This is a genomic window from Acinetobacter lanii, assembly GCF_011578285.1.
Lineage (GTDB): Bacteria > Pseudomonadota > Gammaproteobacteria > Pseudomonadales > Moraxellaceae > Acinetobacter > Acinetobacter lanii.
The window spans coordinates 626,776-653,707 of record NZ_CP049916.1 but is presented as its reverse complement, the minus strand read 5'-3'; the positions used below and the strand labels follow the sequence as shown (position 1 = coordinate 653,707).

Annotated in this window: 27 protein-coding genes and 1 pseudogene; 7 read left to right on the top strand and 21 right to left on the bottom strand. The window is 41.6% G+C overall.

The window, feature by feature from the left end; translation table 11 throughout:
- Window positions 1–90: 90 nt before the first annotated feature.
- The 4 genes and pseudogenes from G8D99_RS15950 to G8D99_RS03040 all read right to left on the bottom strand — a co-directional run.
- Window positions 91–313 (bottom strand): annotated as a pseudogene (locus tag G8D99_RS15950) (cell division protein ZipA C-terminal FtsZ-binding domain-containing protein); the annotation flags it as partial.
- Between the two features lies 1 nt (window position 314).
- The gene (smc, locus tag G8D99_RS03050) at window positions 315–3,767 is read right to left on the bottom strand and encodes a chromosome segregation protein SMC (RefSeq protein WP_166322533.1); all 3,453 of its coding nucleotides are present in this window, start codon (window positions 3,765–3,767) and stop codon (window positions 315–317) included.
- A 10-nt stretch (window positions 3,768–3,777) separates the two neighbouring features.
- The gene (locus G8D99_RS03045) at window positions 3,778–4,473 is read right to left on the bottom strand and encodes a GntR family transcriptional regulator (RefSeq protein WP_166322531.1); all 696 of its coding nucleotides are present in this window, start codon (window positions 4,471–4,473) and stop codon (window positions 3,778–3,780) included.
- Between the two features lie 170 nt (window positions 4,474–4,643).
- The gene (locus tag G8D99_RS03040) at window positions 4,644–5,444 is read right to left on the bottom strand and encodes a sulfite exporter TauE/SafE family protein (RefSeq protein WP_166322529.1); all 801 of its coding nucleotides are present in this window, start codon (window positions 5,442–5,444) and stop codon (window positions 4,644–4,646) included.
- 29 nt (window positions 5,445–5,473) lie between these two features.
- On the opposite strand from G8D99_RS03040, the gene G8D99_RS03035 reads away from it, so the two are divergent.
- The 3 genes from G8D99_RS03035 (at window position 5,474) to G8D99_RS03025 (ending at window position 8,043) form a co-directional block, all read left to right on the top strand.
- A complete protein-coding gene (locus G8D99_RS03035; protein WP_166322527.1) occupies window positions 5,474–6,226 on the top strand; it encodes a biotin--[acetyl-CoA-carboxylase] ligase in 753 nt (250 codons plus the stop codon).
- Between the two features lie 56 nt (window positions 6,227–6,282).
- Window positions 6,283–7,011, top strand: coding sequence for a type III pantothenate kinase (locus G8D99_RS03030; protein ID WP_166322525.1), 729 nt, complete (start codon window positions 6,283–6,285; stop codon window positions 7,009–7,011).
- Window positions 7,012–7,296: 285 nt separating this feature from the next.
- On the top strand, window positions 7,297–8,043 hold the full coding sequence (locus tag G8D99_RS03025) for a toxin-antitoxin system YwqK family antitoxin (protein WP_166322523.1): 747 nt from the start codon (window positions 7,297–7,299) through the stop codon (window positions 8,041–8,043).
- A gap of 119 nt (window positions 8,044–8,162) precedes the next feature.
- Here G8D99_RS03025 and G8D99_RS03020 read toward each other — a convergent pair whose 3' ends face one another.
- Both G8D99_RS03020 and ffh read right to left on the bottom strand, forming a co-directional pair.
- A complete protein-coding gene (locus G8D99_RS03020) occupies window positions 8,163–8,732 on the bottom strand; it encodes an RBBP9/YdeN family alpha/beta hydrolase (protein WP_166322521.1) in 570 nt (189 codons plus the stop codon).
- A gap of 178 nt (window positions 8,733–8,910) precedes the next feature.
- Window positions 8,911–10,320, bottom strand: a complete 1,410-nt coding sequence (gene ffh / locus G8D99_RS03015) for a signal recognition particle protein (RefSeq protein WP_166322519.1) — start codon at window positions 10,318–10,320, stop codon at window positions 8,911–8,913.
- Between the two features lie 143 nt (window positions 10,321–10,463).
- Between ffh and G8D99_RS03010 the strand changes: the two genes are divergently transcribed.
- Both G8D99_RS03010 and G8D99_RS03005 read left to right on the top strand, forming a co-directional pair.
- On the top strand, window positions 10,464–11,276 hold the full coding sequence (locus tag G8D99_RS03010) for a cytochrome C assembly family protein (RefSeq protein ID WP_166322517.1): 813 nt from the start codon (window positions 10,464–10,466) through the stop codon (window positions 11,274–11,276).
- 106 nt (window positions 11,277–11,382) lie between these two features.
- Window positions 11,383–12,321 (top strand): tRNA dihydrouridine synthase, encoded by a 939-nt coding sequence (locus G8D99_RS03005; RefSeq protein WP_196782898.1) that lies wholly within the window; start codon window positions 11,383–11,385, stop codon window positions 12,319–12,321.
- Window positions 12,322–12,385: 64 nt separating this feature from the next.
- Here G8D99_RS03005 and G8D99_RS03000 read toward each other — a convergent pair whose 3' ends face one another.
- From G8D99_RS03000 to G8D99_RS02930, 15 genes are all read right to left on the bottom strand, one after another.
- Window positions 12,386–12,760, bottom strand: coding sequence for an SseB family protein (locus G8D99_RS03000; protein ID WP_166322507.1), 375 nt, complete (start codon window positions 12,758–12,760; stop codon window positions 12,386–12,388).
- 101 nt (window positions 12,761–12,861) lie between these two features.
- On the bottom strand, window positions 12,862–13,218 hold the full coding sequence (locus G8D99_RS02995; RefSeq protein WP_196782897.1) for a hypothetical protein: 357 nt from the start codon (window positions 13,216–13,218) through the stop codon (window positions 12,862–12,864).
- Window positions 13,219–13,265: 47 nt separating this feature from the next.
- Window positions 13,266–13,670 (bottom strand): NUDIX hydrolase, encoded by a 405-nt coding sequence (locus G8D99_RS02990; RefSeq protein WP_166322505.1) that lies wholly within the window; start codon window positions 13,668–13,670, stop codon window positions 13,266–13,268.
- 27 nt (window positions 13,671–13,697) lie between these two features.
- Window positions 13,698–14,864: a low temperature requirement protein A gene (locus tag G8D99_RS02985; RefSeq protein WP_166322503.1), complete on the bottom strand. Its 1,167-nt coding sequence runs from the start codon at window positions 14,862–14,864 to the stop codon at window positions 13,698–13,700.
- A 477-nt stretch (window positions 14,865–15,341) separates the two neighbouring features.
- Window positions 15,342–15,815, bottom strand: coding sequence for a nuclear transport factor 2 family protein (locus G8D99_RS02980; protein ID WP_166322501.1), 474 nt, complete (start codon window positions 15,813–15,815; stop codon window positions 15,342–15,344).
- A 178-nt stretch (window positions 15,816–15,993) separates the two neighbouring features.
- On the bottom strand, window positions 15,994–16,599 hold the full coding sequence (locus G8D99_RS02975; protein ID WP_166322499.1) for a DUF2939 domain-containing protein: 606 nt from the start codon (window positions 16,597–16,599) through the stop codon (window positions 15,994–15,996).
- Window positions 16,600–16,809: 210 nt separating this feature from the next.
- Window positions 16,810–17,148: a zinc ribbon domain-containing protein YjdM gene (locus G8D99_RS02970; protein ID WP_166322497.1), complete on the bottom strand. Its 339-nt coding sequence runs from the start codon at window positions 17,146–17,148 to the stop codon at window positions 16,810–16,812.
- Window positions 17,149–17,309: 161 nt separating this feature from the next.
- On the bottom strand, window positions 17,310–19,784 hold the full coding sequence (locus G8D99_RS02965; RefSeq protein ID WP_166322495.1) for an AI-2E family transporter: 2,475 nt from the start codon (window positions 19,782–19,784) through the stop codon (window positions 17,310–17,312).
- A gap of 164 nt (window positions 19,785–19,948) precedes the next feature.
- Window positions 19,949–20,338, bottom strand: coding sequence for a ribonuclease E inhibitor RraB (locus G8D99_RS02960; RefSeq protein WP_166322493.1), 390 nt, complete (start codon window positions 20,336–20,338; stop codon window positions 19,949–19,951).
- A gap of 66 nt (window positions 20,339–20,404) precedes the next feature.
- Window positions 20,405–20,800, bottom strand: coding sequence for a hypothetical protein (locus tag G8D99_RS02955; RefSeq protein ID WP_166322491.1), 396 nt, complete (start codon window positions 20,798–20,800; stop codon window positions 20,405–20,407).
- Between the two features lie 35 nt (window positions 20,801–20,835).
- Window positions 20,836–21,501, bottom strand: a complete 666-nt coding sequence (locus G8D99_RS02950; RefSeq protein ID WP_166322489.1) for a pseudouridine synthase — start codon at window positions 21,499–21,501, stop codon at window positions 20,836–20,838.
- Window positions 21,502–22,121: 620 nt separating this feature from the next.
- Complete coding sequence (locus G8D99_RS02945) at window positions 22,122–22,952, bottom strand: GGDEF domain-containing protein (protein WP_320108669.1); 831 nt, start codon at window positions 22,950–22,952, stop codon at window positions 22,122–22,124.
- A gap of 266 nt (window positions 22,953–23,218) precedes the next feature.
- Entirely contained in the window at window positions 23,219–23,923 is a 705-nt protein-coding gene (locus G8D99_RS02940) for a hypothetical protein (RefSeq protein WP_166322485.1), read from the bottom strand.
- A gap of 83 nt (window positions 23,924–24,006) precedes the next feature.
- Window positions 24,007–24,588 (bottom strand): DUF4126 domain-containing protein, encoded by a 582-nt coding sequence (locus tag G8D99_RS02935; RefSeq protein ID WP_166322483.1) that lies wholly within the window; start codon window positions 24,586–24,588, stop codon window positions 24,007–24,009.
- Window positions 24,589–24,719: 131 nt separating this feature from the next.
- Window positions 24,720–24,878 carry a zinc ribbon-containing protein gene (locus G8D99_RS02930; RefSeq protein ID WP_227554388.1) on the bottom strand — a complete coding sequence of 53 codons (159 nt, stop codon included), beginning with the start codon at window positions 24,876–24,878 and terminating at the stop codon, window positions 24,720–24,722.
- Between the two features lie 184 nt (window positions 24,879–25,062).
- On the opposite strand from G8D99_RS02930, the gene G8D99_RS02925 reads away from it, so the two are divergent.
- Both G8D99_RS02925 and G8D99_RS02920 read left to right on the top strand, forming a co-directional pair.
- A complete protein-coding gene (locus G8D99_RS02925) occupies window positions 25,063–26,169 on the top strand; it encodes an AAA family ATPase (RefSeq protein ID WP_166322479.1) in 1,107 nt (368 codons plus the stop codon).
- On the top strand, window positions 26,166–26,930 hold the full coding sequence (locus G8D99_RS02920; RefSeq protein ID WP_166322477.1) for a hypothetical protein: 765 nt from the start codon (window positions 26,166–26,168) through the stop codon (window positions 26,928–26,930). Before G8D99_RS02925 ends, G8D99_RS02920 begins: the two co-directional genes overlap by 4 nt.
- Window positions 26,931–26,932 lie beyond the last annotated feature (2 nt).

Here is a 26,932-nt window from a genome sequence, read left to right as displayed (position 1 = left end):
GCGCATGGGCAATCGCTTGTTCAGCGGCTTTTTCTGTCGCGGCTTCAACTTCAGTTTGAACCGATGTTTCTTCACTGCTCTTCACTTGCGCTAAGCTCGGTTCAACACGTTGTGCTGGCACTGCTGTGCTTTTTTCTGCTTGCAGTTGATCACGCACATGACGCGGAATCACTGGCTTTTGCGTGTCTTGATTGATGTGCAATGCAGAATCTAAAGAGGGTGCGGCATCAGCCGGCTTACGCAATATCATTCTTAAACCGACGATACAAATGATGATCGCAACCACGATTCCAATGATTGTAGAGACTTCCATATTATGACTCCGCGGCTAAACCGTATTCTTTCGCTTGTTCCAAATTCACAGTGACGAGCTTCGATGTACCCGGTTCAGGCATCGTCACACCTAATAAATCAGTGGCCATGGTCATTGCAACCTTGTTATGGGTAATGTAAATGAATTGCACCTGTTCAGAAAGCTCTTTTACCAAATTACAAAAACGTCCGACATTGGCATCATCGAGTGGCGCATCCACTTCATCGAGCACACAAAATGGCGCAGGATTGAGTCGGAAAATCGCAAACACCAACGCTAATGCTGTTAAGGCTTTTTCACCCCCTGACAACAATGCCAATGAACTGTTGCGTTTGCCCGGTGGACGTGCCATCAGTTTAACACCTGACTGCCAATCATCGTCTAAACTTAAGCTTGCCTCACCGCCATTAAACACTTTTGGAAACAGCTTTTGCAATTCAGCATTGACCTGATCAAAGGTGGTCATAAACAGTTTTTTGGTTTCTTGATCAATGCTTTTCATGGCATCTTTCAATTGACCGACTGTTTTTTCTAAATCTTCAATTTGATGGCTGAGTTCCTCAAAGCGTTTTGATACCTCGTCATATTCTTCAGAGGCAGCCAAATTCACCGCCCCAATCTTTTCAAAGCTACGTTGTGCTTTTTCTAACTTGCCTTGATGACTGCTTAAGTCAATGCTGAGATCTGCAATGATGTCACTGTTCATCTCTTTGAGCTGATCTGAATAGTGCTGTAAATCAGACTTGGCAACTTGCCAAGCCAAACGCTTTTCTTCCAATTGGGTTCTAAAACGTTCATCATTTTGTTGATGGCTATGACGTAACTCGGTCAACTGTTGCTGTTTGGCTTGAACGTTGTTCAGTTCCACTTGCCATTCAGACCAGGTTTTTTGCAACTTTTCGGTGCTCTGCGCTTGCTCATCGACTTGCGTTTGTAAATTTGGCAATTCAAGCTGAATCGGATCGACAAACTGCTGTGCTTGTTCAATCTGTGCAATGATCTGTTGGTACTGTGCTTTTAAGAATGAGGCATCTTTTTCCAACAGTGCAATTTGCTGTTGATTTTGTAGCGCTAAACGGCGTGACGCTTCTAAGTCATTCTGCTTGTGCTGCATCTGCTGTTGCAATTGTTCAAGCTGTTCAGCCACCGTTTCAACCTGAAACTGCGCGGTTTTATAGGCCGGTAAATTCTGCTCAAGCTTTAAATTCAGGGCATGTAGATCAATCTCAAGATCATCTTTTTGCATTGCATCTTCTTCAAGTTGCAGATCCAATTGTGCCAACTGCGAACTGAGTTGTTGCTTTTGCACATCAAAAGCCTGCATCGCAGCTTGTTGCTTGGCAAGACGTACATGCAAAGCTTGTGATGCTGCTTGATATTGCTTGAGTGACTGCTGTGCAGTATGCACTTGCTGTTGCAGCTCATTGTGTTGCTGAGTCAGCTCAGGCAAGACTGTTTCTGCCGCTTGTAACTGTGGCGCTAATTGCTGTAAAGCCTGCTCAATTTCATCTAAACGAATCCGATGGCTCAGTGCACCTTGTGCGGATTGACTGGCTTCATCAAATAACAGACCAATGACCCAATCCTGTCCAACTTGATAACCATCTAGGCTTAAAATCGACTGCCCCGTTTTAAGTGCCTGTTGATGTGTTAAGGCGGTCTTCAAATCTGGTGCAAGCGCGACACTTTGCCAAAGAGAATGCTGCGGGGTTTCAATCCAATCGGCTAAACAGTCTAACTCTGTCACTGAAATACGATCAGCGCTAAACCCTGCTTTGATTTGACGTGCCACACTCTCTTGGAAATCGTTTGCATCTTCAACCACATGCGCAGATAACCATTTGGCTAAGAATTTCTCAATCAAATGTGCATGCGGCTTGGCTTGATCGTTCAGTTTCAACACATGCATCAACTGGGTGACATTGGCATTCACTTTAACTGTAGTTTTTGCCATCAATTGATTCAGATTTTTCTGCTCAGACTGCAACACCTGTCTATCTGATTTAAAGCCAGCAATGCTTGCCTTTTGCGCTTGAATCTGTTGCTGCTGTTGCGCTAAATCAGCTGTATATTGGGCAATTTTTTGTTCAATTTGCTCGATCTGAAGCTGAAGTTTGGCTTGCTCCAAATGCAGTTCTTGCAGATCTGCATCATCAAATTGATCTTGAATCTGTACAGACTGCGCTTTTAAGGTGTCTTTTTGCTGTTCAATACGTTGAATATTTTTACTCAGTTGTTCACTTTGCGCGAGCATCTGTGCTTTGTGTTGTTGTTGCTTTTCAACTTGGCTTTTGATCTGTTCAAACTGTTGCACAGCTTGGCTGTGCTGAGCTTTCAAATCTTGCAATTGTTGATTGCCTTGTTGCGACTCGATTTCGCTGTCTTGCAAGGTTTCCGATTGCGCTTCTTGGGCACTGAACAAACTTTCAAGTTGCAAATCAATCAACTGCATCCGCTCTTTGGTTTGCAGTTTTTGTTGTTCGAGTTGCAGCAAAGTATCCTTATTTTGTTGGAACAGCCGTTGTTTTTGCTCCAACGTCATTTTTAATTCAGAGAGTTTTTTCTCTGCCTGTTGCCATTCATTTTGTAATGGCGTGGACTGTTGAATCAGGCGTTGAAACAACTCACTGGTTGCCGTCAGATCATGCTCGACCGTGGTCAGCTCTGAACGTACTAGTTTGAATTGCTCACCCAAATCGGTCATTTCAGCGGAATATTCTTGTTGTATGCGCTGACTTTGCTGACATTGAAATGACAAGATTTCAATTTTTAAAGTACGAATTTCAGTTTCTAAGGCTTTGTATTGAATCGCGGTTTCTGCTTGGCGCTTTAAGGTTTTAAGTTGCGATTTGAGTTCTAAAGCGATGTCATCTAAACGACTCAAATTTTGCGTGGTATGTTCCAAATGTTGCAGGGTTTCACGGCGACGTGCCTGATAGCGTGACACCCCTGCCGCTTCTTCGATATAGACTCGCATTTCTTCAGGTTTGGCATCGACCAAACGATTGATCATGCCCTGCTCAATAATCGCATATGAACGTGGACCTAAACCGGTGCCTAGAAAAATATCGGTGATGTCACGACGACGGCACTTGGTGCCATTCAGAAAATATTCAGATTTACCATCACGATTGACTTGGCGACGTACAGCCAGCTCACTGTAGGCATTGTATGCGCCACCGAGTTTGCCATAGGTATTTTCAAAACGCAGTTCAACACTCGCCATACCCACAGGTTTACGTTTTGCAGTCCCTGTAAAAATTACATCCTGCATGCTTCCGCCACGCAGTTGGCGTGCACTGGATTCCCCCATCACCCAACGGATCGCATCGATCACATTGGATTTACCGCAGCCGTTTGGCCCCACGACAGCAGTCCGATTTGCTTTAAATTGTAAGGTGCTACTGTCGGCAAAAGATTTAAAGCCTGAAAGTTTTAAGCTGCTTAATCGCATAATGTCCTAATTATCTGCGCGATCTCCGCGCCCAAGCTAATTCAATTTGTTTCATACGTGTTAGCGACTCTAACACTAGGTTGCGCAAGTGTCGGCAAAAATCGTCCATAAATAAAGTGGCTTGTTGTGATTTTCGGATTAAAATTGCATCAATCACGAGCTTTATCAGTTCAAGTGCTTCTTGAAGCTCCCGACGTGAGGTATTTAAGGTCAAAAAGTAACTGCGACGTAAGGATGGCAACAGCTCTTTATAGAACTTCATTAAGTAGGGATTGGCGACCATATCTTGTTGTTTTGCTAAGAATTGGAACACGCCATCATAGAATTTTTCAGTGTTGCTTTGTTTGACTTGTTCAATCAAATAATTCAGTAACTGTTGTAAAGCTTCGGCTTCATGCGTGCGCCATGTTTCGCTCATCCGTTGCACAATTTGCCCGAGCATCAGCGCACAGGTATCAAACAAGGCACGGACTTGTTGCGCCGACATTTCAGAAACAATCGCACCGCGTCTTGGATAAATCTCAATTAAATGGGTTCGTTCAAGCAGCAACAAGGCTTCACGCACCGAACCTCGACTGACATCGAGCTCTTTGGCGATTCTGAGTTCTTGAATGCGCTCTCCCTCAACCAACTCACCACTGATAATCTGCTCACTGATATGTTTGGCGATTTGCTCGGAGAGACTATCCATATCTTCCAATTGCATAATATTCCTATTTATTTTTCTATTTTTGCTCAACTTCATCCTGAGCATCTAGTTTCGTTTTTATACGATCAGGATAGGGCTTGGCTATGTCTTTGTCTGACAATTTTAAAAATTTTCAGTCAATTGGAATCATGCAGAGGTGCTGGGTGCTGGCTTAAGTAGCTTTCGCCTTAAAACACCCCTTGATAGATAAAATACAGTCCGACAATCGTCAGCAAACCGGCAAAACATTTTTTTAGCATCGCCGGTGACAGTGCATGTGCCACCCGTGCACCGACTTTGGCAGTGATAAAACTCATGATACTGATGCCTATAAAGGCATAGATATGCACAAAACCAATGGCATTTTCAATCTGATGCTGTGCTTTCGCGCCAAAGAACATAAAGCCCAATGCACCAGCGACCGCAATCGGTAAACCACAGGCAGCTGAGGTGGCCACCGCCTTTTGCATCACCACCCCATGACGGTTTAAATACGGTACAGTCAAACTACCACCGCCAATCCCAAAGATTGCAGATGCTACACCAATCACACCACCAGCCAAGCTTTGCATGGGTGTCGATGGCAAACGTTTAGATTCATCGACTTTAACATGCGCACTGCTAAACATGCGGTACGCTACCCATACCGCAAATATCCCAATCACCAATTGTAGATGCGCCCCTGACATCAAGCCTGCAATGCCTGCACCTGCAAAAGAACCGATCACCAGTCCAGGTGCCAAGTTTTTAAATACGGGCCACATCACCGCACCGCGTTTATGATGCGCCATGACCGAGCTGATCGAAGTCACCATAATGGTGGCTAAAGACGTGCCCAAAGCCATATGCATAATCACATTCGGCTCATAGCCCATATGGGTAAACACCACGTACAGAATCGGTACGATGATCAATCCACCACCGACACCAAAAAGCCCTGCGGCAAATCCAGCGATTGCACCGATGGCTAAATATATGATTAACTCCATTAATCTTTTTCACTCTTCTCAGATTCAATATGGATTTAGAGACTCGTCATCTTCGACAACTTCTCAGCGATGCACATCAGCTTCCACAGGTCTTGCACTTAAAACAAAGTACCACCTCAACCAATGATGACGTGAGAGCCTTAGTCAGTGACCATGTACACGGAATTTTGGTGTGTAGTGAAACCCAGACACAAGGTCGTGGACAGCATCAACGGCAATGGGTCTCACCGGTCGGCAACATTTATTTAAGCACATTGCTCGAAACACGAACACCCTTAGATGGTCGTTTATCGCTTGAAATTGCTCTAAATATCTTACAAATGCCCTCGCTTAAGAACCTGCAAGGTCTACAAATTAAATGGCCGAATGACCTGTATAGCGCACAAGGCAAATGGGGCGGAATCTTGGTAGAGCCGATCAATACCCATCAAGCCATTGTCGGTGTCGGCATCAACCTCTTGCCTGTATCTCAAGAAGGGATTGATCAACAAGCCACGTCACTGATGCAACTCGGTTTGCAATATCCCAATCGGATTCAAATCATCAGTGAGCTATATTTAGCCATTCAGCAAGCTGGTCAATGGTTCGAGCATGGCAGTTACAACCTGTCGGGACGCTTTAATCACTATGCTGCGTTTATGAATCAAAGCGTTGAGTTTGAGCATGGTGAGCAAATCACTACAGGGATTTTTAAAGGCATCTCAGATGACGGTAAAATCAATGTGCTGACCGAACAAGGCTTACAAGGCTTTTACCAAGGTCGGCTGCGTGTTAAAGCCTAATTTTTATCATACTCACAAAAACCAAAAGTGGACTATCAAAATCAGTAAGGAATGTCATGAAACGACTTTGGCTAGACGTTGGTAACACCCGTTTAAAATATTGGATCACTCAAGATCGCGTTGTGATTGAACATGCAGCAGAAATGCATTTGCAATCGCCTGCTGATTTGTTGCTAGGCTTGATTCAACATTTTAAAGCCTTAAATTTGGATAAAATTGGCATCTCTTCGGTACAAGACAAAAAGAACAATGACCGTATTATTAAAATTCTAAAAATGCTGGATGTGCCTGTAAGGTTTGCCAAAGTCCATGCCGAATATGCAGGATTACGCTGTGGTTATGATGACACCACTCAGCTTGGCATTGACCGTTGGTTACAGGTGTTGGCGGTTGCACATCCGGAACAAAATCTATGTGTGGTGAGCTGTGGAACAGCTTTGACCATTGATTTGACTGAAGGGCTACAGCATTTGGGCGGCTATATCCTCCCCAATCTCTATTTACAACGCAATTCCCTCATTCAAAATACCAAAGGCATTAAAATCCCCGATATGGCCTTTGCCGAACTCAGTCCGGGACGCAATACCATTGATGCGGTGCATCATGGGATTTTCTTGGGTCTACTCAGCACCATTGAAAATGTCTTGCGCCAATCCCCTCGCCAATTGGTTTTAACTGGTGGTGATGCCGCTTTATTTGCCCATTATTTAAAAGAGTTTAATCCGATCATTGAACCTGATTTATTGCTCAAAGGTTTAAACCTATATATCTCACATCAAGCTTAAATCATCCTGATATTGCTTTAAACACGTGTTTTAAAATCGGTGTTTAAAAAAGCAATCCATTAAATTGCATCATCGGTGCCTTTTTTAGCAAAGCGCCAATGATGCTGATTTACCATGTTGATTTTTTGTCATTTTTTCTTGATTTATATTTAATGTGATTGATTTCACATTTATCATAGGCTCAGTACATTTCTAATAATTCATATTCAATATGTACGCATGACTTTTTATAACGATATTTAAAAATATTTAAATCAACAATAAACACTCAAGAGCATCATCATCATGATCAATACAACTCAATTCGCTTCAGCTCAAAAAGCTGCATTTAAAGATTATTCTATTCGCCTCTTTTCTGGCGCAGTGATTGGTCTGAGTCTACTGTTCAGTGGCTGTAATAGCCTGCCGACTGCTTCAAAAGCAATTCCACAAAATATTCAACAACAGCTGACGACACAACAGCCGATTATTGCTTATTTTAGTAAAACACCCAATGAACAAGACTGTGGCTGTGCATCGACCATTGATCCCACCTATTCCTTGGTGCCGATCGAAGATGGCTACTACCGTACTTTATTGGGGCGTGATAAAACTGGGCGTTTCTTAGTCCAAGATTTTTATCAAAAAACCCAGAAACCACAGTCTTCACCAATTTGGATTCGTGATCCAATGGGATTATTTAGCTTCGCCAGTGATGTTGCCAGTGGTCCAATCATCTTATATTTTCCCAATGGTCAAGTTTCATACCAAGGCACCTATGATGACCATGGTCAAGAAATTGGTAAATCACAAAGCTTCTATGCCAATGGAAAAGTCGGTTTAGAAAGTGAAACCACAACCGACAACATTCAACAAACTTTATGGCACGCCAATGGCGTTAAAGCAGCTGAACTCACCATCAGTAATGATGGTTCTAACCATGTGATTGAACATAAAATTTGGGATAAACAAGGCAAGTTAGTTGAAGATGATCAACAACAGTCTGAAATCATCGACGCCATCTACGCCGAATTAGAAGAAGAGATAAACTAATATTCAACTAACTCATCGCTTCAATAAAAAAGCAGCTTTTCAATGCTGCTTTTTTTTGTTTTCACATTTAAGCTTTGTCCGATACAAAGACTTGTACAGCATGCCTATGCTCATTAACGTTATTCCGTAGGCGGTATGACACTGATTATTTCCTGCCACACTTCAGGCAGTTCAGTACACCCTTCGGAGTCAATAAAATGACCTTGGTGTTGCGCCGCAATCACTTTGGCATTCAAACGATGTGCCTGTTCCAAACTAAACTTCGGCAAAACCCGCGCATCTCCTTCAGAGTAAATCACCACGCGTTCTGTAATCTGTTGCTTTAACAACTCAAAATCAATCACCGCAGCATCAATAAAAGGATTGACCTGCTCCAATCGCCCTAAGCGACCATTAAAACCCGCCACCAAAATCAACTTACGAATACGCTGCTGCTGTAACGCATGACTGAGATAGTGCAACGTCGCCAAACATCCTAAACTATGTGCAATCAGCACACTGTCTTCATTCAGTGCGCCCAGCTGCTGCTGAATCTGTTGATCCCAAACCTGCAATTGAGGTCGTTCTGACGGATCTAAACGCAAAACATTCAGTTCAATCCCGTGCTGATCTGCCTGTGCTTGTAGCCATGGGAACCAGTTTTCTTCTGGGCTGGCGGTATAACCATGTATGACATTCACTTGCGCCATGGAACATCCTTTTCATTATCTAAGTGAGTCTTTATCTTGCCTTAACCCGCTTCATGAAACTATCTGGACTTTGCTAAGAACTGTAAGTGACTCACTCCATTATCGCTTTATCAACCTGTTGATCATGCATAAAAAAAGGTGCACAAGGCACCTTTTTTCTGACGATGTGACGCTCACATTATTTCTTTGGTGTATTCTCACCAAATAATGGACCCATACCGCCACCGCCACCGAATTTCTTCTGCATACCGCTGAGTGATTTCATCATTTTTGCCATACCCGATGGATTAGCAAATTTCTTCATCATTTTCGCCATTTGGGCATGTTGTTTAATCAATTTATTGACTTCAACCACATCCATACCACAACCCGCTGCAATCCGTTTTTTACGGCTTGGGTTCATTAAGTCTGGGTTACGGCGCTCTTTAATGGTCATCGATTGAATAATCGCTTCCATTTTTTTCACTTGCTTTTCAGGATTCGCTTGCGCAATTGCATCTTGAATGCCTGAATTGCTCATGCCCGGCAACTTGTCCAAGAAGCCCATCATGCCGCCCATTTTATTCATTTGCTCAAACTGCATCAGCATATCTTCAAAGTTGAAGCTGCCGCCTTTTTGCAATTTTTTCGCCATTTTTTCGGCTTTTTCTTTGTCGACTTTACGTTCAAGCTCTTCGACCAAAGACAGCACGTCACCCATACCCAAGATACGTTGTGCAACACGCTCAGGATGGAATGGCTCTAAGGCATCGAGCTTTTCGCCCATACCCAAGAATTTGATTGGCTTACCGGTAATCGCACGAACAGACAACGCCGCACCACCACGTGCATCACCATCAGTTTTGGTGAGGATCACACCGGTCAATGGTAAAGCATCATTAAAGGCTTTAGCTGTATTTGCCGCATCCTGACCAGTCATGGCATCGACCACGAATAAGGTTTCAGTTGGGTTAATCGCAGCGTGTAAGTCTTTAATTTCGTCCATCATATCGTCATCGATATGTAGACGACCTGCGGTATCGACAATCAACACATCAGCAAATTGAATCTTAGCTTGTTCAATCGCACGATTGGCAATCACGATAGGGTTTTCATTGGCATTCGATTCAAAGAAAATCGCGCCGACTTCACCTGCGACCGTTTGAAGCTGTTTAATCGCTGCTGGACGATACACATCGGCAGAGACCATCGCGACTTTTTTCTTTTGACGTTCTTGTAAAAAGCGCGCAAGTTTTGCCGCAGTCGTGGTTTTACCCGCCCCTTGTAAACCGGCAAGTAAAATCACCACAGGTGGTTTTGCTGCTAAATCTAGGGTTTCGTTGGCATCACCCATCATTTTGGTGAGTTCGTCATGGACGATTTTAACGAAAGCTTGCCCTGGAGAAAGCTGAGTCATCACTTCCTGACCCAATGCCTCTTCCTTAACTTTCGCGATAAACTCACGAGTTACAGGCAAGGCAACGTCAGCTTCAAGCAGAGCCATACGTACTTCACGTAACGTATCTTTAATATTGTCTTCGGTCAGTTGCCCTGAGCCAGTAACATTTCTTAAACTCTGCGTGAGTCGTTCTGTTAAGGTATCAAACATTGCAAAATCCGCTTAAAATGGTTGTTGCAAAAAAATCTTTCTTAAAATAGAAAATTTATGCATAAGATGCTATAGGATACTGTAGTTCGCATGGAATTTATATCTCATAGCATGAATATTCAGCATCCAGAAAAAGGTTTGACATGATTAGCCTCCCTTTGGTTTACACAATTTTAGCATTAATTGCTTATACCACCTCGTTTTGGTATTTGTTTTTACACTTAATGTCAAAACGTGCTCCGAACCACTGGTTTATTGGCATTGTTTCTGCCTTGGGTCTAATTCTGCATGCTACGGTGTTATATCATGATATGAACACCCCATTGGGCATAAATTATGATGTCTTTAATTTAATGTCCTTCACTTCGGCGCTCATGCTTTTCTTGAGTCTGCTGTATAGTACCTATCGACCAGTCATTGCACTGAATCTGATTGGCATACCTGTGGCTGCACTGGGCTTAATTTTAGGTTTTAGCCTGAGCCAATCGGCAGAATTGGCTGTTGCAAAAAATACCCTTGGACTGGATATTCACATTATCCTCTCGCTTTCGGCCTATGCAGTGCTGTTGATGGCCACCATTCATGCAGTACTGCTTTGGCTTCAAGACCGTGAACTGAAAAACAAACAGAAAAATCGGGTCTGGGTCAGTTTACTTCCTGCTTATCAAGCCATGGAATCCCTGCTGTTCGATATGCTCATCACAGGTTTTGGTTTGCTGACTGCCGCGTTGCTGTTTGGTTTCTTCACCATCGATGATTTCTTTGGTCAGCATTTGGCACATAAAACTGCGTTTAGTATTTTGTCTTGGTTTGTCTATGGGACACTGTTGTTCGGTCATTATGCCTTTGGCTGGCGTGGACAAAAGGCACGTCGTTTTACCATTGTCGGATTTCTATTGCTTGCCATTGGTTTTATTGGCACTAAATTTATTTTAGAAATGATTTTAGGTCGTTAAAGCATTCAATCTCCTTGAGACATTCTCTATTGGTGTTTAGTCAAAACTAGACATCCTCCTTTAAAATGCGTATAACCCTGTTTTTTGATTCAACGGCTCGAATACTGTGAAACTCATCCTTGCACCGATGGAAGGCTTAACTGATCCTATTATGCGTGACGTGCTCACCTCTGTAGGGAGTTTTGACTGGTGCGTAACAGAGTTCATTCGTGTCACCAACTCCATCCTGCCCGATCACGTTTATCATCACTACTGCCCTGAACTGTTAAATGGGGGTAAAACTGCGGCAGGTACGCCCGTACACGTTCAGTTCCTAGGGAATGACCCTGAAATGCTGGCGGCCAACGCGATTAAAGCCGTGCAACTCGGTGCGCCTGTGATTGATATGAATTTTGGTTGCCCTGCAAAAACCGTCAACAAACACCGTGGCGGTTCAGTGCTTTTAGATGAACCTGAGGTGGTGCATGAATTGGTTAAAGCGGTTCGTGATGCCGTGCCTGCGCATATTCCAGTATCAGCCAAAATGCGTTTGGGTTATATGGATCGCAACTTCACCTTAGAAAATGCCCATGCGATTGAAGATGCAGGGGCATCATGGCTGACGGTACATGCCCGTACCAAAGCTGAGGGTTATACGCCTCCCGCATTTTGGGATCAGCTTAAACCGATTCGTGAAGCCTTAAAAATCAACGTGATTGCCAATGGTGAGATCTGGAACAATGCCGATGCCAAACAATGCCAATTGGAATCAGGCTGTGAAGATCTCATGATTGGACGTGCTGCGGTGACCACACCAGATGTGACCCAATGTATTCGTCAGAACTGTGATGATCCCTTGATCACATGGCAGGAATTACTCGACTTACAGGTTCGCTTTTTGAACGGTTCTTATAAGAAAGAAATGAATATGGTCGGTCGCTATAAGCAATGGCTCGGCATGATGTCAAAGCATTACCCTGAAGCGAAAGCTTTATGGGATGAAGTCAAACGGATTAAAGCATTGACTGAAATTGAAGATAAGTTAAAGGCTGCTCAGACCACTTAAAGCCATAAACAATAAACAAAAAAGCCTTTGATGATATCGAAGGCTTTTTGCTTTGATCATGGCATCAAGATTGCTCGAAAGGTTTTTCCATTTCGAGAATCGATCGAATCTCCTCAGGCTGAAATTCTTTAGATAATTCAGACGTTGGATTAAGTACCAAGGTCGCCCCTTGCGTGATTTCAAACAGTATCCGAGTATTGATGGTGAAGTGCTCGACCTGAGCACCAAAGTCCCGATACACCGTTTCAAGTTCTAAAAAGAATGGAATCGCCTGATCACCCTCAGGGGTTTCTAACACTCTAAAATTGCGCTTTTGATCTTGCTCTTCTGTTCCTAAACAATACACATTAGACAGCAAGAGTTGATCTAAAAAATGCGGAATCAATGCGTAATTTTGTTGAGTTTGATAAAAGAGTTGTTCTAAATTTAATGTTGTCATGATGTTTTATTCTTTTTGAGTTAATCCATTCATTTAAAATGGGCATTCTAATACATGATCTAAAATACACAGCTTAAAATACACAACTTAAAATACATAACTTAGAATACAAAAGCATGATCGACTTTGTATTCGCCCTCCTCCATGATCATGACCATTTCAGCGACATAATCTCCATCGACTTTGCTATAGCGTTGTTTCCAAATAAACGCAATCGACTCAGGACGTCTAAATAATTTCACAAACTCACGCTCCTGAAAAAAACCGTATTTCTTTTGATAGATCTCACAGACCACTTCAAATTGGGTTTCATCTAAGGCACTTTGGGCACGTTTAGAAAAATGCTGACTATGTGCAGCATAATCCTGACGCGTTGAAGCATCCATGAGTGTATCCATCATCCGATTGGCAATGCCTAGCGCCTCTTGATCGCTGAGTTGTTCTAAATTTTTTTTCATACAGCACCTATTTTATGGTTTTTATATCATGGCTTTTCGAGCTTGTTTTAAAATGCTCGACTCACGACCACACCCTTAAAGTCTAAACAATCTTGTACCCGAATCCTTTGGACGTTGCTTAATTGATCTACATTAAACCATGCAAATTCACTGTGTTCATCACTGAGTTGAATCTGAGCACCCGCTTTTAAATGACAACGAAAAATAAAGGCATGAGACGTCACGGCTGAATGAAAATACACCCCCGATAGATAATCGATTTCAACGTCACAGCCAAGCTCCTCGCGACATTCACGTACTAAGGCTTGATGAATGGTTTCACCCAGATCCAAGCCGCCACCCGGCAAGCCCCATGCATGGTCTGCATAAGTGGCTTTGAGCAATAACACCTGCTGTTGATCATTAACAATCACAGCATGCGAACTCATTCGATAAAAATCATCATACGCCATAGCCTTCTCACCTCTAAAAGATTGCCATTAAATCAGATAACGCTTAGATAAAATCAAGCGAATCGCATACACCATTGAAATGGTAAATACGCTATAGCCGATATCGGTTGAAAACAAAGGAATACACAAGACGATGATGGTGCTTAAAGGATAAAGCCATTTCCTTACCCCATTTTGGGCATGTGCCTCATGTAATGCCCAAAGGCTCGCGGTGTAAATCACCAAAGGTACGGCAACCAAATAACCTGCCCATTGATCTGAAATTTCCGCCTGATGGGTTGCCACGTCGACTGATGCTGCCAAAGTTGCACCAATCGCAGCAATGGCAATAAAGATAAAGAAATGCCCATAGCCCCAAGTGAAAGCGCGTTTACGACTGTTCAATCGCTCAGCAATTTCATGATCAAAATACGCCCACCACATGGTAAACATCAGTACCAAACCACCAATCATTAAAAACAGCAATTCATGGCTAAAGCTTTGATGATGCAGTGCATCGACCATCGCGGAATAACAGCCCACAATCGACTCGCCCAACACAATGATGGTCAATAAAGCATAACGCTCTGCAATATGATGCGGATGCCACGGCGTCATATTTTGAGACTCAGCAAGTATCGGCACACTTAGTTCTGCAACCACCAATAGCCCAAACAAATACACAGAGAAATGAATCGGGGTAAAGTGAAACAATAGCCAACACATTTGCACAATGATAATGCCAATCGCATAAGTCCATGCTGTTTTTCGCCGCTCAGGATCAGAACACGCCACCCGAATCCACTGCGTCACCAGCCCCAACCGCATGATCACATAACCAATAATGATCACGTCAAAATCCTGCTGTTGAAAGGCATCCGAAATACCAGCGGCCATCACCAATGAACCGGTGATTTGCACAAAGGTCATGATGCGATAAACGGTGTCATCATTGTCATAGGCTGAGGCAAACCAAGTAAAGTTCATCCACGCCCACCACAGTGCAAAAAACACCATCAAGTAACTGACCAAGCCTGCACCCAAATGGTTTTCTACAATGCTGTGATGAAACTGCTGCCCTGCCGTGGCAATCGCCACCACAAAGATTAAATCAAACAACAACTCTAAAGGCGTTGCTACCCGATGCGGTTGATGTGGATCACGTGGGGTCAATGGACTCAGCCATTTGGCTAAATTTGAGAATAATGCGCTCATGTGAAAAGTCTCGTGCGGAATGCGCTTAATGCGGTACGCTCAGGCAAAGTCGGCAATCAAATATTGTTGTTTTCAAAAACTTTTATTCGAGTCCTGATGACTCATGATTGATTTCTATCATTTATACTGATGAAATGTTATGCAATTTTAGCGCATAGCAACAGTCTATATTATCCTGTGCAAAAGATTCTGCATCTCGCTTTGTGATGATTCAAAAAACAAAACCGCAAGCGTGTATTGAGTTGAGGAGAAAGATCAGAAAAAACCTCAAATTAAAACCAACTCAAAACTAAACCATAGCGCATCGTGATAACGCAATAAATATAATAAAAAAGACCCGATTGAGGTCGATCAGGTCTTTAATCATGTCTAAAATTCAGTACTCAAATGCAACACCAAGATTGAACAGGATATTCATATCAGTATTCAGAGAATCATCTGCGTTAACACTTGAACGATGACCTATTTTAATTTCACCTAAACCACTAAACGTAATTTAGGTTTATCCTTTAAAACGATGGCTTTCCCCGTCATCATGTCCACAGGCATCGAGATATGTTGATGCACTACACGCCACTGCCCTTGATTCTTTTCTAGGCATAAGGTGGTACGACACCATGGCATTTGCAGCTTACCCTTTAAGGCACTGTGTTCTACTTTAGATTGGCAATGCAACACCGCCAAACTTTCACTGGTGATCAGCTTGACATCGCGACGAGAAATTTGCATCCCATCCATAAAGTAAGGACTAAATTTTCCCCATTCAGCGCGATATTCGTTCAGTCCATTGATATGTGAACTGACATCAAACATACTCACGTTTTGCGCGCATTGCGACAGCAAGGCATCGGCATCACAACCGATTACCGCCTGATCCCACAATTTGATTTGAGCCAAAACCTCTTGGGCAATGATTGGGTCACCGTCGATCTGTACAGCGGCTAAAGACATTAAGAACCACCTCAAATATTCTTATATTTGTGACGAAGTTAACACTTTTTTAATTCATTGATAATAACATTTTGTCTAATAATTGGCTTTTTTTAGCAGTTTTTGTGAACAGCTTTAGATTTTGTTGATGGCATTGCTACGCTTTAAACTTTAACTAAATAAATTCGATTTAGAACAGTTAGAATAGATGGTCATTGAGCTGAATCTGTTTCATCTTCCAACTGAGCTGATCACGCTTAAAAATAAATTGGGTCATATTTCCACTGCCACGCTCAACATTCACGGCAAAGGTATTCCAATTTACATATTGGCTATGCAATTGCGTTTTCTGAGTTGTAGCCTTATCTGCTGAAAACGTCGTTGAATGTTGTGATACAGACAGCTTTTGCAGCTTTAAATCCGAGACTTGAGCCAGACTCGTTTGATCATCATTTTGAGAAGAAAGCAGTCCACTGAGTCCCGCTATTTCCGAAATTGAAATCGATTCTTTTAGGGCTTTACCCTGCATCAACAAGGCGATGGTTTCACTGTTAATGGTCGCATCGACAGTATGATCTGCAATTTTTTTGGACAGCTTTAAGCCCCACTTTGCCCATGGATGATGCTGATCGTTTAAACCAGTTTTCTCAGCAATAATCGCTTCAACTTGGGGTTTTAAACTCGCTCTGACCGCAGGAAAATCGATATATTGAGCAATCTGATCTGCTTGGTTGTTTTCTAAAGCTTGATTGATTTGATAGAGCATCCAATACGGTGAGGCGAAAGCCACGAACAGAACCAGCATGAGGCATGCCAAGCTGCTTAAGATCAACTTTTTCAATCGATATCACCCTTTACTTTTTGAAAGTTTCAAATCATTTATGCTCAGCCGATGAGCTGCTGTTATGGATGAAACCCACCTTGCATACTTAGACAGACACATCCGAGTTTTCTATCAAGCGAATAACACCAGCACTTGCAGTGATCATGCTATTCGCTCTTGAAAAAAATCCTTTTATGCTTTTTTCACATACTCAGATTTAAGTTTCATTGCACCAAAGCCATCAACTTTACAGTCAATGTCATGACCATCTGTCGCATCGGGCAATAAACGAATGTTTTTCGCTTTGGTGCCCACTTTGACTACAGATGAAGAACCTTTGATTTTTAAATCTTTAATCACAGTTACGGTATCGCCATCGGTCAAAACATTGCCATTGGCATCCTTAATGATCACTATATCTTCAGCGACTTCGCCTTCTTTCCACTCATGCGAGCATTCTGGGCAAATCAATAAATCGCCATCTTCATAGGTATATTCTGAATGACATTTTGGACAGTTGGGTAAAGACATGGCGATTCCACATATAAAAAAGGAAAAATGATACAAACATGAAAGTCATGCAATATATCACTTTTCCTGTGCTTTGCCGTTAAAACCTTATAAACAATAAGGATTAAACAACTGCTTGAAAATAACTTGAGTGCTGATTCTGAGTGTCTATCCGTCTCTGTTTAAGCCTGATGAGGCTGTTCGGGATCGGCTTGAATCTCTGAAATACTGTGCACCACTTCAGCATTTTGTAGCTTTGCAATTTCTTCCAACTTTTGATGTTTGGTTTTTTCATGGCTTAAGGTTCGCATTAATTCTTCAGCCAATTCGTTGAGTAAGATCAGATCATCCTCAGTCATTTTTCGGGTATGTTTATCTAAAATACATAAGCTACCCAAGACCAACCCCTGCTTGGTTCTCAGTGGTACACCGGCATAAAATTTGATTTTATTTTTACTCAGCTCGACATTCTTTTTAAAGCGTGGATCACGGTCAATATCCTCAATGATTAAGGACTCATTTTGATGAACCAAGTGGGTACAAATTGAATCCTCTCGCGCAATACCGGCATCTAAAGGATTTTGCTTGGCATCCGCCAATGGACTGGCAGGGGTATTCACCCAAGTGTCATCGACCAAGGAAATTTGTGCGTATTTGACATCAAAGGCTTGGCAGGCTTCCTCAATAAATTGCTCATAAATCGGTAAAGTCTCAGGGTTTAACAGCGACAACTCATGTAAAGCCGCCAAACGTTCTGACTCGTTTTCAGCCAACAGTTCACGTGCAGGATTCTCACCTTGTTCAAGCATTAAAGCATCGATACTGAGCATCAATTCATTAACACTGTTCACCACGGCATCAGGCTCAAAACGACGTAAAATCTCATCGCGCAGTTCATCACTGTCATTGCCCCAAATCGCAAAAATGAGTTTGGCATTGGGTAACATGTCACGGACTTTTTGACTGAGTAAGCGCACTTGCGCCATCGGTTGTCGATGAAAAACTGAAATACACACCATTTGAATCTGTTGGGTCAAATGCTCCAAAACATTGACGTTGGATTGGATAATCGCATCGGTATGACTGATTGCACTGATGTTTCTTAGATTGAGGCCATGTGCCAACATTGACGATGCCATCACATCAACTTCCCAACGTGCCCCAACACAGGCCACTTGCGGTTGCGACAAGTCTTGATCAATTGGGTATTGATTTTGAAATTGGTGATTAAACAGTTTTAGACCTTGTTGCATACGTAAACGATGTTCGGCACTGGCATCGGTGTTGTGGCTTTCCGAAAATAACCGAATCGCAGGAATCGCCACTTCATCATAAAAAGCATTGACCTTACGTACCACCACTTCATCACTCGGTTTCTTGGGTAAGTCTTGTTTAATCTGTTCTTGCGCCAACTCCAAAGCATCATCGACATCATCTGCCACCAAACGTTGGTAAAATCGCTCCGGTGGACTGAGTACAGGTTCATTACCAATCAAGGTTTTCACAAAACTTAAGGCGGGTATGTAATTGGCAAGCACCAATAAACATGCTGTTAGCGGTGTCGATAGAATCAACCCTACAGGTCCCCAAACACTGGTCCAAAAGGTCGCTGCAATAATAATCGCTAAGGTCGACAGTCCGGTGCTTTCCCCATACAACCACGGCTCAATCACATTGTTACTGATCAACTCGAGCAACAATACGAGTCCCACCGTCCATAGCACCATGTTCCAACCGGGGTCGACTGCAAAGGCTAAGGTAATCGGAAAGACTGCCGAAATCATCGGCCCCACATAAGGCACAAAGCGCATGGCAATTGCGACAATGCCCCACATAATCGCGGCAGGTACCCCAATAAAAAACAGCCCCAATGCCATCGGCACACCGTAGCTGACATTGACCAACAATTGCATACGCAAATAAGTGCCGATGCGATCTGCCGCTTCATCGAGGGCATCTGTACCGACATTGAGATTGCCCCCCAATAGTTTGAGTAAACGGTCATGCAGGTCTTTTCGACTGAGTAGAATCAGCACCACAAACAAGAATACGATACCTGCCGTCGCCAGTGGGCTCAAAATCTTAGAACCCCATTGCACTGCTGCATCGGTAGAACTTTGTTGCGCGCCCACCACTTGGACTTGCTGCACCCCCTCTTTCTGCTGGGCAGGCTGATCGGTCTGAATTGACTTTTGTATGGTATCGACTGTGGCAATCGCACCATCCCACACACTCGGCCCTGAGGTCAGACTTTTCACTGAATTGAGTTTTTGTTTAATGGTGTCCTGATACTGCGGTAACTCTTGGCTTAAACTTCCCAATTGATACCCCAAGTAGGTCACCGCACCGCCCAATACACTGAGTGCCATCAGCACCACCAATGCAATCGATGGCAATTGCGGTAAACCCCACTTTTTCAGGCGTGATACCAAAGGCTCAAGTAAAAATGCCAACAGCACCGACAGCGCCAATGGAATAAAGATTTCTTTGCCAAAATAAAGCGCCAGCACAATCACGCTTGCAATCACAAAACCAGCCATGGTTTTGAGTGCTCGTTGTGTTGACGCATGCTGTTGTTCGTACTGTTCAGTATCGGTATTGCTCGATATTTCGGTTTTATTCGGCCCCTCAATATTGAGGGATTTCTCGTTATTCATAGAACATCCGTAATTCTTATAATTTGTTCTATTGTGAAGATTTTTATTGCAGAAATTCTAGAGTGTTACTGTAAATTTCGGGTTATTTTTCATGCTCATTTTTGACCTACCATAAAAAACCCCAATGCAAATCGATTGGGGTTTTCACTTCAAATCAAAAGTGCTTAGCTTTTAAATTCTTCGTCTAACTCTTCAATATCTTCGTCATCATAGACATAAGCCATACAGCCCCAACCATCGTATTCACCGCCATGTTGCTCTGCGATTTTGGTGAACCATTCTTCTAAATCGACGATGTCTGAATATTCAGGTTCCATATACACATAAATGGTGATGACCCATTCAGGCTGTGCTGCTTCTTCGTCAATAAATAAACTGATTTTCTGTTCTTCTTGCAGCAAATACAGTGCACATTTTTCTGCCTGTTCTTTGCTGTTAAAGGCAATCGAATATTCGATTTCATGGGCTTCGGTCAGGTCGTCACCGTCTTCGTGCATTTGCCAAAGGACGTTGCCATTGTCGTCATCAGGGAATTGTTCAAAATCGCGTGTCATGTTCTCGTCCTTATCTTCATCATTATCATACTGAGCTCATTGTACTCAGATTAACGCGAAAATGTGTCATTTTAAAGTTGAGTCTGTTTTGAGTGATTCCAACTGTTGAATAAGAAGCTGAGGATCAATTTGCATGTGATAACGCAGATAAAGCGTATAGGCTTGATGTGTCTCATCGAAAATCAAATGCTCTAATAATAAGGAATGCTGCGGGACAAAATAATATAGATCAGCCCATTGTTGAGCGATCAATAGCATTGCATCACCCTGTGCATTTTCAACCGTCCAAACCGCCTCACCTGTCACGATTTTCGGTAAATACAAATGCAAATTTAATTCAGTACAACACGCTTCAATGGTGGTCTGAGATGAGATCCATACCCGATACGCATGCGGGGCTTGAATGTCATCTCCCATCGATACGCTATCACGCTGAATCACAACTTCAATCTCTTGGCTCATTTTATTCTGCTTATTTTAACAACCTTGTTTAAGTATTAAAAAGGCACCACACCTTTAATCTCAACCTCATTCCCTTGTAAAGGATGCTGAAATGCCAAATAACTGGCATGCAATGCCATACGCCCCAATTGACTTCGCGCAGGCTCAGGGTGATAGAGCTTATCGCCCGTAATCGGATGCCCAATATATTGCATATGTACCCGCAATTGGTGCGAACGTCCTGTGATTGGGGTTAATAATACTCGACTCACATCGAGGTTTTGATCATAGTCAACCAACTCAAATAGCGTTTGTGAGGGTTTACCCAACTCAAAATGCACAATCTGACGGGGACGATTTTCCCAATCGGTGATTAAAGGCACATCAACCGAACCTTGAGGTGCGATTTGACCTTGTACCAATGCCACATAATGTTTTTTCACTGTGCGTGCTTGGAACATTTTACTCACCCCCACTTCTGCATCACGATGTTTGGCAAACATCAAAATACCTGAAGTCGCCATGTCTAAACGATGGGTGATTTTGGCATTGGGATAAATGTCGAGTACTCGAAAATACGCACTGTCATGATGTTCAGCTAAACGCCCCGGCACAGACAATAAACCCGCAGGTTTATCAATCACCACCAAGTCTTCATCTTCATACAGAATCGAAATCGGATCTTGAGGTGGAGCGTATACAAAATTGTCAAAGGAAGACATAGCACAACGTGACTGGCAAAAGTGGGCGCAACATAACAATAGAAAAATTGACTGTCAATCTTATGCGTTTGAATCATGCAAAACGCTAGTTTAGTCTGTGATAAGTGAATGATGTAAAAATCAGAGAAAAGAAAGAGGAAGATTTATTGTGAAGTGGTTTTGTCTCAGAATGCATTTATTTTTATCTTAGGTTTTACTACGAATTTTTGAGGGTGTTGGGAAAAACAATCATGTTTAACTTCAACTGGCTTCACTTTGTAAGTATCACCGTGTGCCTATAAATTTGTAATCTATAGCGTCCTAAGTAGAATCGAGACCTTGTGGGTAAGTACTGCTCGCGCGTCGTGCGCCCTGTCAGCATGCTACTCTTTTCAATTCCCGTCACACCCTTGAAATACATAGTAGTGAATCTATGCCGAAATTAATTTCCTAAGATCGATTGATTTGTTGAGATTTTAAAAATATTTTTCACAAGAGCACCCTATAAAAGAAATAATTTTCATAAAGGTAAATTTTATGGTTATTTATTCCGAAATAATCACAATTATCGGCATTTTTTATTTTAAAATTTGAATTGCTTGCTTGTTTTTTTCAAACTCATCTGCACATCAAAATTCAGCTTAAGCCACATGAATGGTGGTGCGTGATTTGCCCGACATTTTAGATTTATACATGAGTTGATCAGCTTGATGAGTCGCTTCATCGAGGTCTTCAGGTAGCGCTTCAAATAAGCTAATGCCCATACTAAAATCCACACCGTAGCGCTGTTTCAAACCACTTTGATTAAATACGGTGCGTAAGCGCTGCGAATAATCTTCTGCCCCTTGGGTATTGGTATTTTGTAGAATCACCACAAACTCATCCCCCCCCAGCCTTGCCACGGTATCTGTACTGCGGGTGGAAGAACGCAGGATTTGCGCAAACTCCACCAAAATATCATCGCCTTTGCTGTGTCCCAGCGTGTCATTCACGGTCTTAAAACCATCTAAGTCGATAATCCCGATCGCCAGCTTTTGATTTTTTTTGATACCGTGCCGGCGAATCTGTTGATATTCCAAATTAAAAGCGCGCGAATTATCCAGTGAAGTCAAAGTGTCTTGCATCGCCATTTGGGTCATGGCGTTTAGATTGCCACGCACTTTATAAAGCAACACCGCCACAATGCCAAAAAAGATAATACGAACCAACGCATTCCAATACGGTACGATCGGATAGCTATACACATGACCTGAACTATAGTCGGCATAGAACCATACCAAGACCGAGGATAAGACACTCAGTCCGCTAATAAATTTATTGTCATACCAAGCAGCCACAAACACAGGCAATAAATACAGTAAGGCAAATGAAAATTCATAGCCGGTTAACAGATCAATCCAACCAAATCCGCCAATCATAAACACAATAAGTAGCCTGCGAATGACTACGCTTCGCGCTAGGAGATGTGTCATTTTTCCCATAGGACTGCCTTCACGCCGATTAAACTGCTTAGTGACTATTTTTAATACAACAGAGTATAGGTGAATGCTTTAAGCTTCACCATGGTTTTAAAATCATCTTTTATGATCAACCCCTCAGCATAAGCCTATAGGTTGGCAGTTTAGTATTATTTAAAGACGTTATTCAAAGACGTCATTCACAGTGTTAAAACTTGATTTACCTCAAGGGGATGGATCTCATCCAAGTTCAACACAAGTGCAGTGGATCAAAATCAGGTTTATTCAAAGTAGAGTTGATCAAAGTCTTTGATTTTGGATAGATAGATTGGACTGATGTTGATCTTCGACCATGTTTCTTTAAAAACCTCAGGTTTGTCTCGATCTTCTTTATTGATATTGTCCCGATACAATTTTTTCTGGGTTAAAAAATTAATACTTTTTTGATAGTCGCTATAGGGTCCCGAATTACTCGACAAGTCATATCCAATTAAACGTAAATCTTGCCCCTCTAGTCGGAATGTATAGCTCCAATTGCCATAGCGTCCATGTCCATAATTGAATTTAAGGATATTTTTCTCAATTGTCGGAAATAATTCAGGTGGGAAATACACACCGCCCTCTTCATTTTCAGAGCTGAAACAACTCAGGTTTTGGAGCAACTTTTGATATTTGCCCTTCTGATTGAGAAAGACCAACACACCACGGCGGTTGCGGTCGACCTTCTGCTGATCGTGATCGAGTACCCACATTTTCGGATCGGTCGCTTTCACAATCAGCACCAAGTCAGCTTTACCATCTTTATTTAAATCGCCTTGAACTGCTTCAAATAAGGTGTATTTGGCAGGAATCAGCGCTTTATATTTGATGTGATCTTTTTGAAGTTGGATTTGTTCTTCTGTTAATGGCTCTTGGGCATATAGATTGGGTGCTGTGCTCAGCCCCAAAGCTGCAATAAGCATGACGTTAAACAAATGCGTTTTCATAATGGATGATCCAATTTTAGCGAATGCCAGAATGAAGAGTAGAGAGCGCTATCTTCTTTGAGTGATGCTGTCAGTCTACAACGCTAAAGTGTTGTTGTGGCATGGGTATTTTCCGATTTCTTACGACTCACCCATCGAGCCATCCAAATCACCGCAATAATCACCACCACAACCACCAATACCGGCACAATCAATGACAGCACCGATAACACTGCTGCCCCAATCCATTCGCCTGTAGACACCACAGGATTTGCCACCCCGCCTGTGGTCGCAGTCGATACTGCACGTACGGCAACCGTCCCCATTTGTACCGCCCCTGCTGTTCCACCACCGACTATAATCGCAGACGCCCAACTGGCAAACTGCGACATTTCCCCTGAACTAACTGCCATGGTACTGAGTGTGCCTGCGACCATCGCTGCGGGTGTAGCAATGGTGTCCAAGACATTGTCCACCCAAGGAATGTAATAGGCTGCAATTTCACAGACTGTAGCAATCCCAAGTGCAATACAGACCGCAGGCATCGCAAGCCATTCGAGTCCTTTTGAGGGTTCAAATAAACCGGTGATTGCGGCAATGCTCATGACCAACAAGGGTACAAAAACACGAAAGCCACAGGCTGCACTGAGTCCTATGCCGATACAAAGTCCAAGAATGGTTTCCATGGGTGACCTCTCGTTGTTATTGGTTTTATAGGGAATATTGAATGTACTTTGTTTAAGGTAACAAAAAAGCCCTATGGAGTAATAGGGCTTTTTATGATTAAAACAGGGATCGCTGTTTTATGTGTGTTGGCTTAGGCGTTCTTGTTGTTAAACTGATTGCCTTGGCACTTGGTACACGGTGGTAAACGGTCTGTACCAATTTCTAAGTAAGCGCGGTGACCGCACTGAACGCAAAAATAGAAGCCTGTTCCGGGTGTAGAGCCAGCTTGAACCATTGTCGTTCTCCGTATTGTTTTAGAAATGGTACATCGAGTATAACTTAGCCAAATCGCTTGTAATTGACCAAAATGTTACAAAATGATGGCCGTTGGGCGAAGATTCCCAACTAATTAACATTTAATTATTGCCGTATTTTTTTTACGGCAAAGAAATGATACATTGCTAACTCAATTATCTTAATTAATGGTTGGCAAAATGCTTACTAAATTTTCAGTCCAAAATTTCAAGAGATTTGAAGATCAGATTACACTCGATTGGAAAGCTGCTAATTATGAATTCAACCAAGATTGCATAAAAAACAATCATGTAAAAACTGCCTTGATATATGGAAAAAATGGTACTGGGAAAACAAACCTAGCATGGGCTATATTCGATATAATTAGACATATTACTGATAATTATAGTAATTCAATTCCAGCAAATAATTTTCTGAATGAAAATTCAGAATTAGAATATGCCTCATTTGAATATCATTTTCTATTTGAAAAAACTAAAGTTTCTTATGCTTATAAAAAAAATAGCGATGCTGAATTAATTTCAGAAAAATTAAAAATCGATGATCTTGAGGTTATATACTATAAAATAGGCTCACCTTTTTCTTGCTCATTGAAAGGTACAGAAAGTTTAAATAAACATTTAGACAAGGATAATAAAATATCAGCCTTAAAATACATTTTCAATAATAGTAATCTAGATAAAAGAAATCCCCAAAATAAAGTATTTATTCAGTTCATGAATTTTGTAAATAGCATGTTACTCTTTAGAACACTTTTTGATTCTAAAACGTATGCTGGCTATAGAAATGGAGCAGATCATATTTTTAGGGATATTTTAAAAAAAGGAAATCTTAAAGATTTTGAAAAATTCCTGAACGATTGTGAAATCGAATGTCAACTAGCTGAAACTTTAAGTGATAGTGAGCCTACGATCGGTTTTAAATTTAAAAATAAAGTTATTCCAATCTCTTCTATTGGGTCTACTGGTACTAAAAGCCTTGCCTTATTCTACTTTTGGTGGCAAGAGATTAAGGAAGGTAAAATTTCATTCTTGCTTATTGATGAGTTTGATTCATCTTATCATTTCAAACTTTCACGTCAAATTGTAGAACGACTTAAAAACATTGATTCTCAAGTAGTATTAACCACCCATAATACAACTCTTTTAGATAATGATCTAATCAGACCAGACTGTGGATTTAAGATAACTGGAAAAGATATTACATCTCTTCATAATAGTACAAAAAAAGATATTCGCTTAGCTCATAACATTGAAAAAATGTATCGTTCAGGAAGTTTTGAATGAGTAAAGGTATTATTTTATATATTGTCGAAGGTAAACATGAGTCTTCTGTAAATAATCAAATTAGATTACTTACAAATAACAATGAAGATATTTTACCTTCGGGTCCATCTTTAGTATACGGCACCTGTCTTTATGGTTTATTTAAAAAGGTCGAAGAATTTCTATCAACAGAAGAAGACTTTCATATATTTCACCTTTTAGATCACTTTCAAAAAAGACAAGAGAATAAGAATTTTCCATTCAATGAGATAAAAAAAGATGATATTTCTGAGATTTATCTGATCTTTGACTATGATCCTCATGTTGGCAATTATGATGAAAATAAAATCAAGAAAATGTGCGAAGTTTTTTCAGATGAATTTCACTTAGGCAAATTATTTATAAATTACCCTATGGTTGAAGTCTTTAGGCACTGTTATAAAATTATTAAATGCGGACAATCCATCCTTGAATCACGTTCGCCCTTACCAATAGTTGAGCTAGAGAATTATAAAAGCCATGTTGCGCAATGCGAACCTAAACAAATCAATATTGACTGTAGTGAAACTATTAAAAATGTCTTCAAAGAAACTATTTTAAAATCAAATCATATAGTCAATTCAATTTCCCACTACCCTGAAAATAAGGATTCAATTACTCAAAAATTAATTCTTGATAAACAACTTTCTTTTAAGGATGATTTTTATCTTTTGAGTGGTATTCCTTTATTAATTCATCATTATCATCGTGACGATTTTTTAAGAAAATATCTATCAATATAATA

Coding starts and splice junctions, on each gene's coding strand:
- smc (WP_166322533.1), bottom strand. CDS start 3,767: ATGCGATTAAGCAGCTTAAAACTTTCAGGCTTTAAATCTTTTGCCGAC.
- G8D99_RS03045 (WP_166322531.1), bottom strand. CDS start 4,473: ATGCAATTGGAAGATATGGATAGTCTCTCCGAGCAAATCGCCAAACAT.
- G8D99_RS03040 (WP_166322529.1), bottom strand. CDS start 5,444: ATGGAGTTAATCATATATTTAGCCATCGGTGCAATCGCTGGATTTGCC.
- G8D99_RS03035 (WP_166322527.1), top strand. CDS start 5,474: ATGGATTTAGAGACTCGTCATCTTCGACAACTTCTCAGCGATGCACAT.
- G8D99_RS03030 (WP_166322525.1), top strand. CDS start 6,283: ATGAAACGACTTTGGCTAGACGTTGGTAACACCCGTTTAAAATATTGG.
- G8D99_RS03025 (WP_166322523.1), top strand. CDS start 7,297: ATGATCAATACAACTCAATTCGCTTCAGCTCAAAAAGCTGCATTTAAA.
- G8D99_RS03020 (WP_166322521.1), bottom strand. CDS start 8,732: ATGGCGCAAGTGAATGTCATACATGGTTATACCGCCAGCCCAGAAGAA.
- ffh (WP_166322519.1), bottom strand. CDS start 10,320: ATGTTTGATACCTTAACAGAACGACTCACGCAGAGTTTAAGAAATGTT.
- G8D99_RS03010 (WP_166322517.1), top strand. CDS start 10,464: ATGATTAGCCTCCCTTTGGTTTACACAATTTTAGCATTAATTGCTTAT.
- G8D99_RS03000 (WP_166322507.1), bottom strand. CDS start 12,760: ATGACAACATTAAATTTAGAACAACTCTTTTATCAAACTCAACAAAAT.
- G8D99_RS02995 (WP_196782897.1), bottom strand. CDS start 13,218: ATGAAAAAAAATTTAGAACAACTCAGCGATCAAGAGGCGCTAGGCATT.
- G8D99_RS02990 (WP_166322505.1), bottom strand. CDS start 13,670: ATGGCGTATGATGATTTTTATCGAATGAGTTCGCATGCTGTGATTGTT.
- G8D99_RS02985 (WP_166322503.1), bottom strand. CDS start 14,864: ATGAGCGCATTATTCTCAAATTTAGCCAAATGGCTGAGTCCATTGACC.
- G8D99_RS02980 (WP_166322501.1), bottom strand. CDS start 15,815: ATGTCTTTAGCCGCTGTACAGATCGACGGTGACCCAATCATTGCCCAA.
- G8D99_RS02975 (WP_166322499.1), bottom strand. CDS start 16,599: ATGCTGGTTCTGTTCGTGGCTTTCGCCTCACCGTATTGGATGCTCTAT.
- G8D99_RS02970 (WP_166322497.1), bottom strand. CDS start 17,148: ATGTCTTTACCCAACTGTCCAAAATGTCATTCAGAATATACCTATGAA.
- G8D99_RS02965 (WP_166322495.1), bottom strand. CDS start 19,784: ATGAATAACGAGAAATCCCTCAATATTGAGGGGCCGAATAAAACCGAA.
- G8D99_RS02960 (WP_166322493.1), bottom strand. CDS start 20,338: ATGACACGCGATTTTGAACAATTCCCTGATGACGACAATGGCAACGTC.
- G8D99_RS02955 (WP_166322491.1), bottom strand. CDS start 20,800: ATGAGCCAAGAGATTGAAGTTGTGATTCAGCGTGATAGCGTATCGATG.
- G8D99_RS02950 (WP_166322489.1), bottom strand. CDS start 21,501: ATGTCTTCCTTTGACAATTTTGTATACGCTCCACCTCAAGATCCGATT.
- G8D99_RS02945 (WP_320108669.1), bottom strand. CDS start 22,952: ATGACACATCTCCTAGCGCGAAGCGTAGTCATTCGCAGGCTACTTATT.
- G8D99_RS02940 (WP_166322485.1), bottom strand. CDS start 23,923: ATGAAAACGCATTTGTTTAACGTCATGCTTATTGCAGCTTTGGGGCTG.
- G8D99_RS02935 (WP_166322483.1), bottom strand. CDS start 24,588: ATGGAAACCATTCTTGGACTTTGTATCGGCATAGGACTCAGTGCAGCC.
- G8D99_RS02925 (WP_166322479.1), top strand. CDS start 25,063: ATGCTTACTAAATTTTCAGTCCAAAATTTCAAGAGATTTGAAGATCAG.
- G8D99_RS02920 (WP_166322477.1), top strand. CDS start 26,166: ATGAGTAAAGGTATTATTTTATATATTGTCGAAGGTAAACATGAGTCT.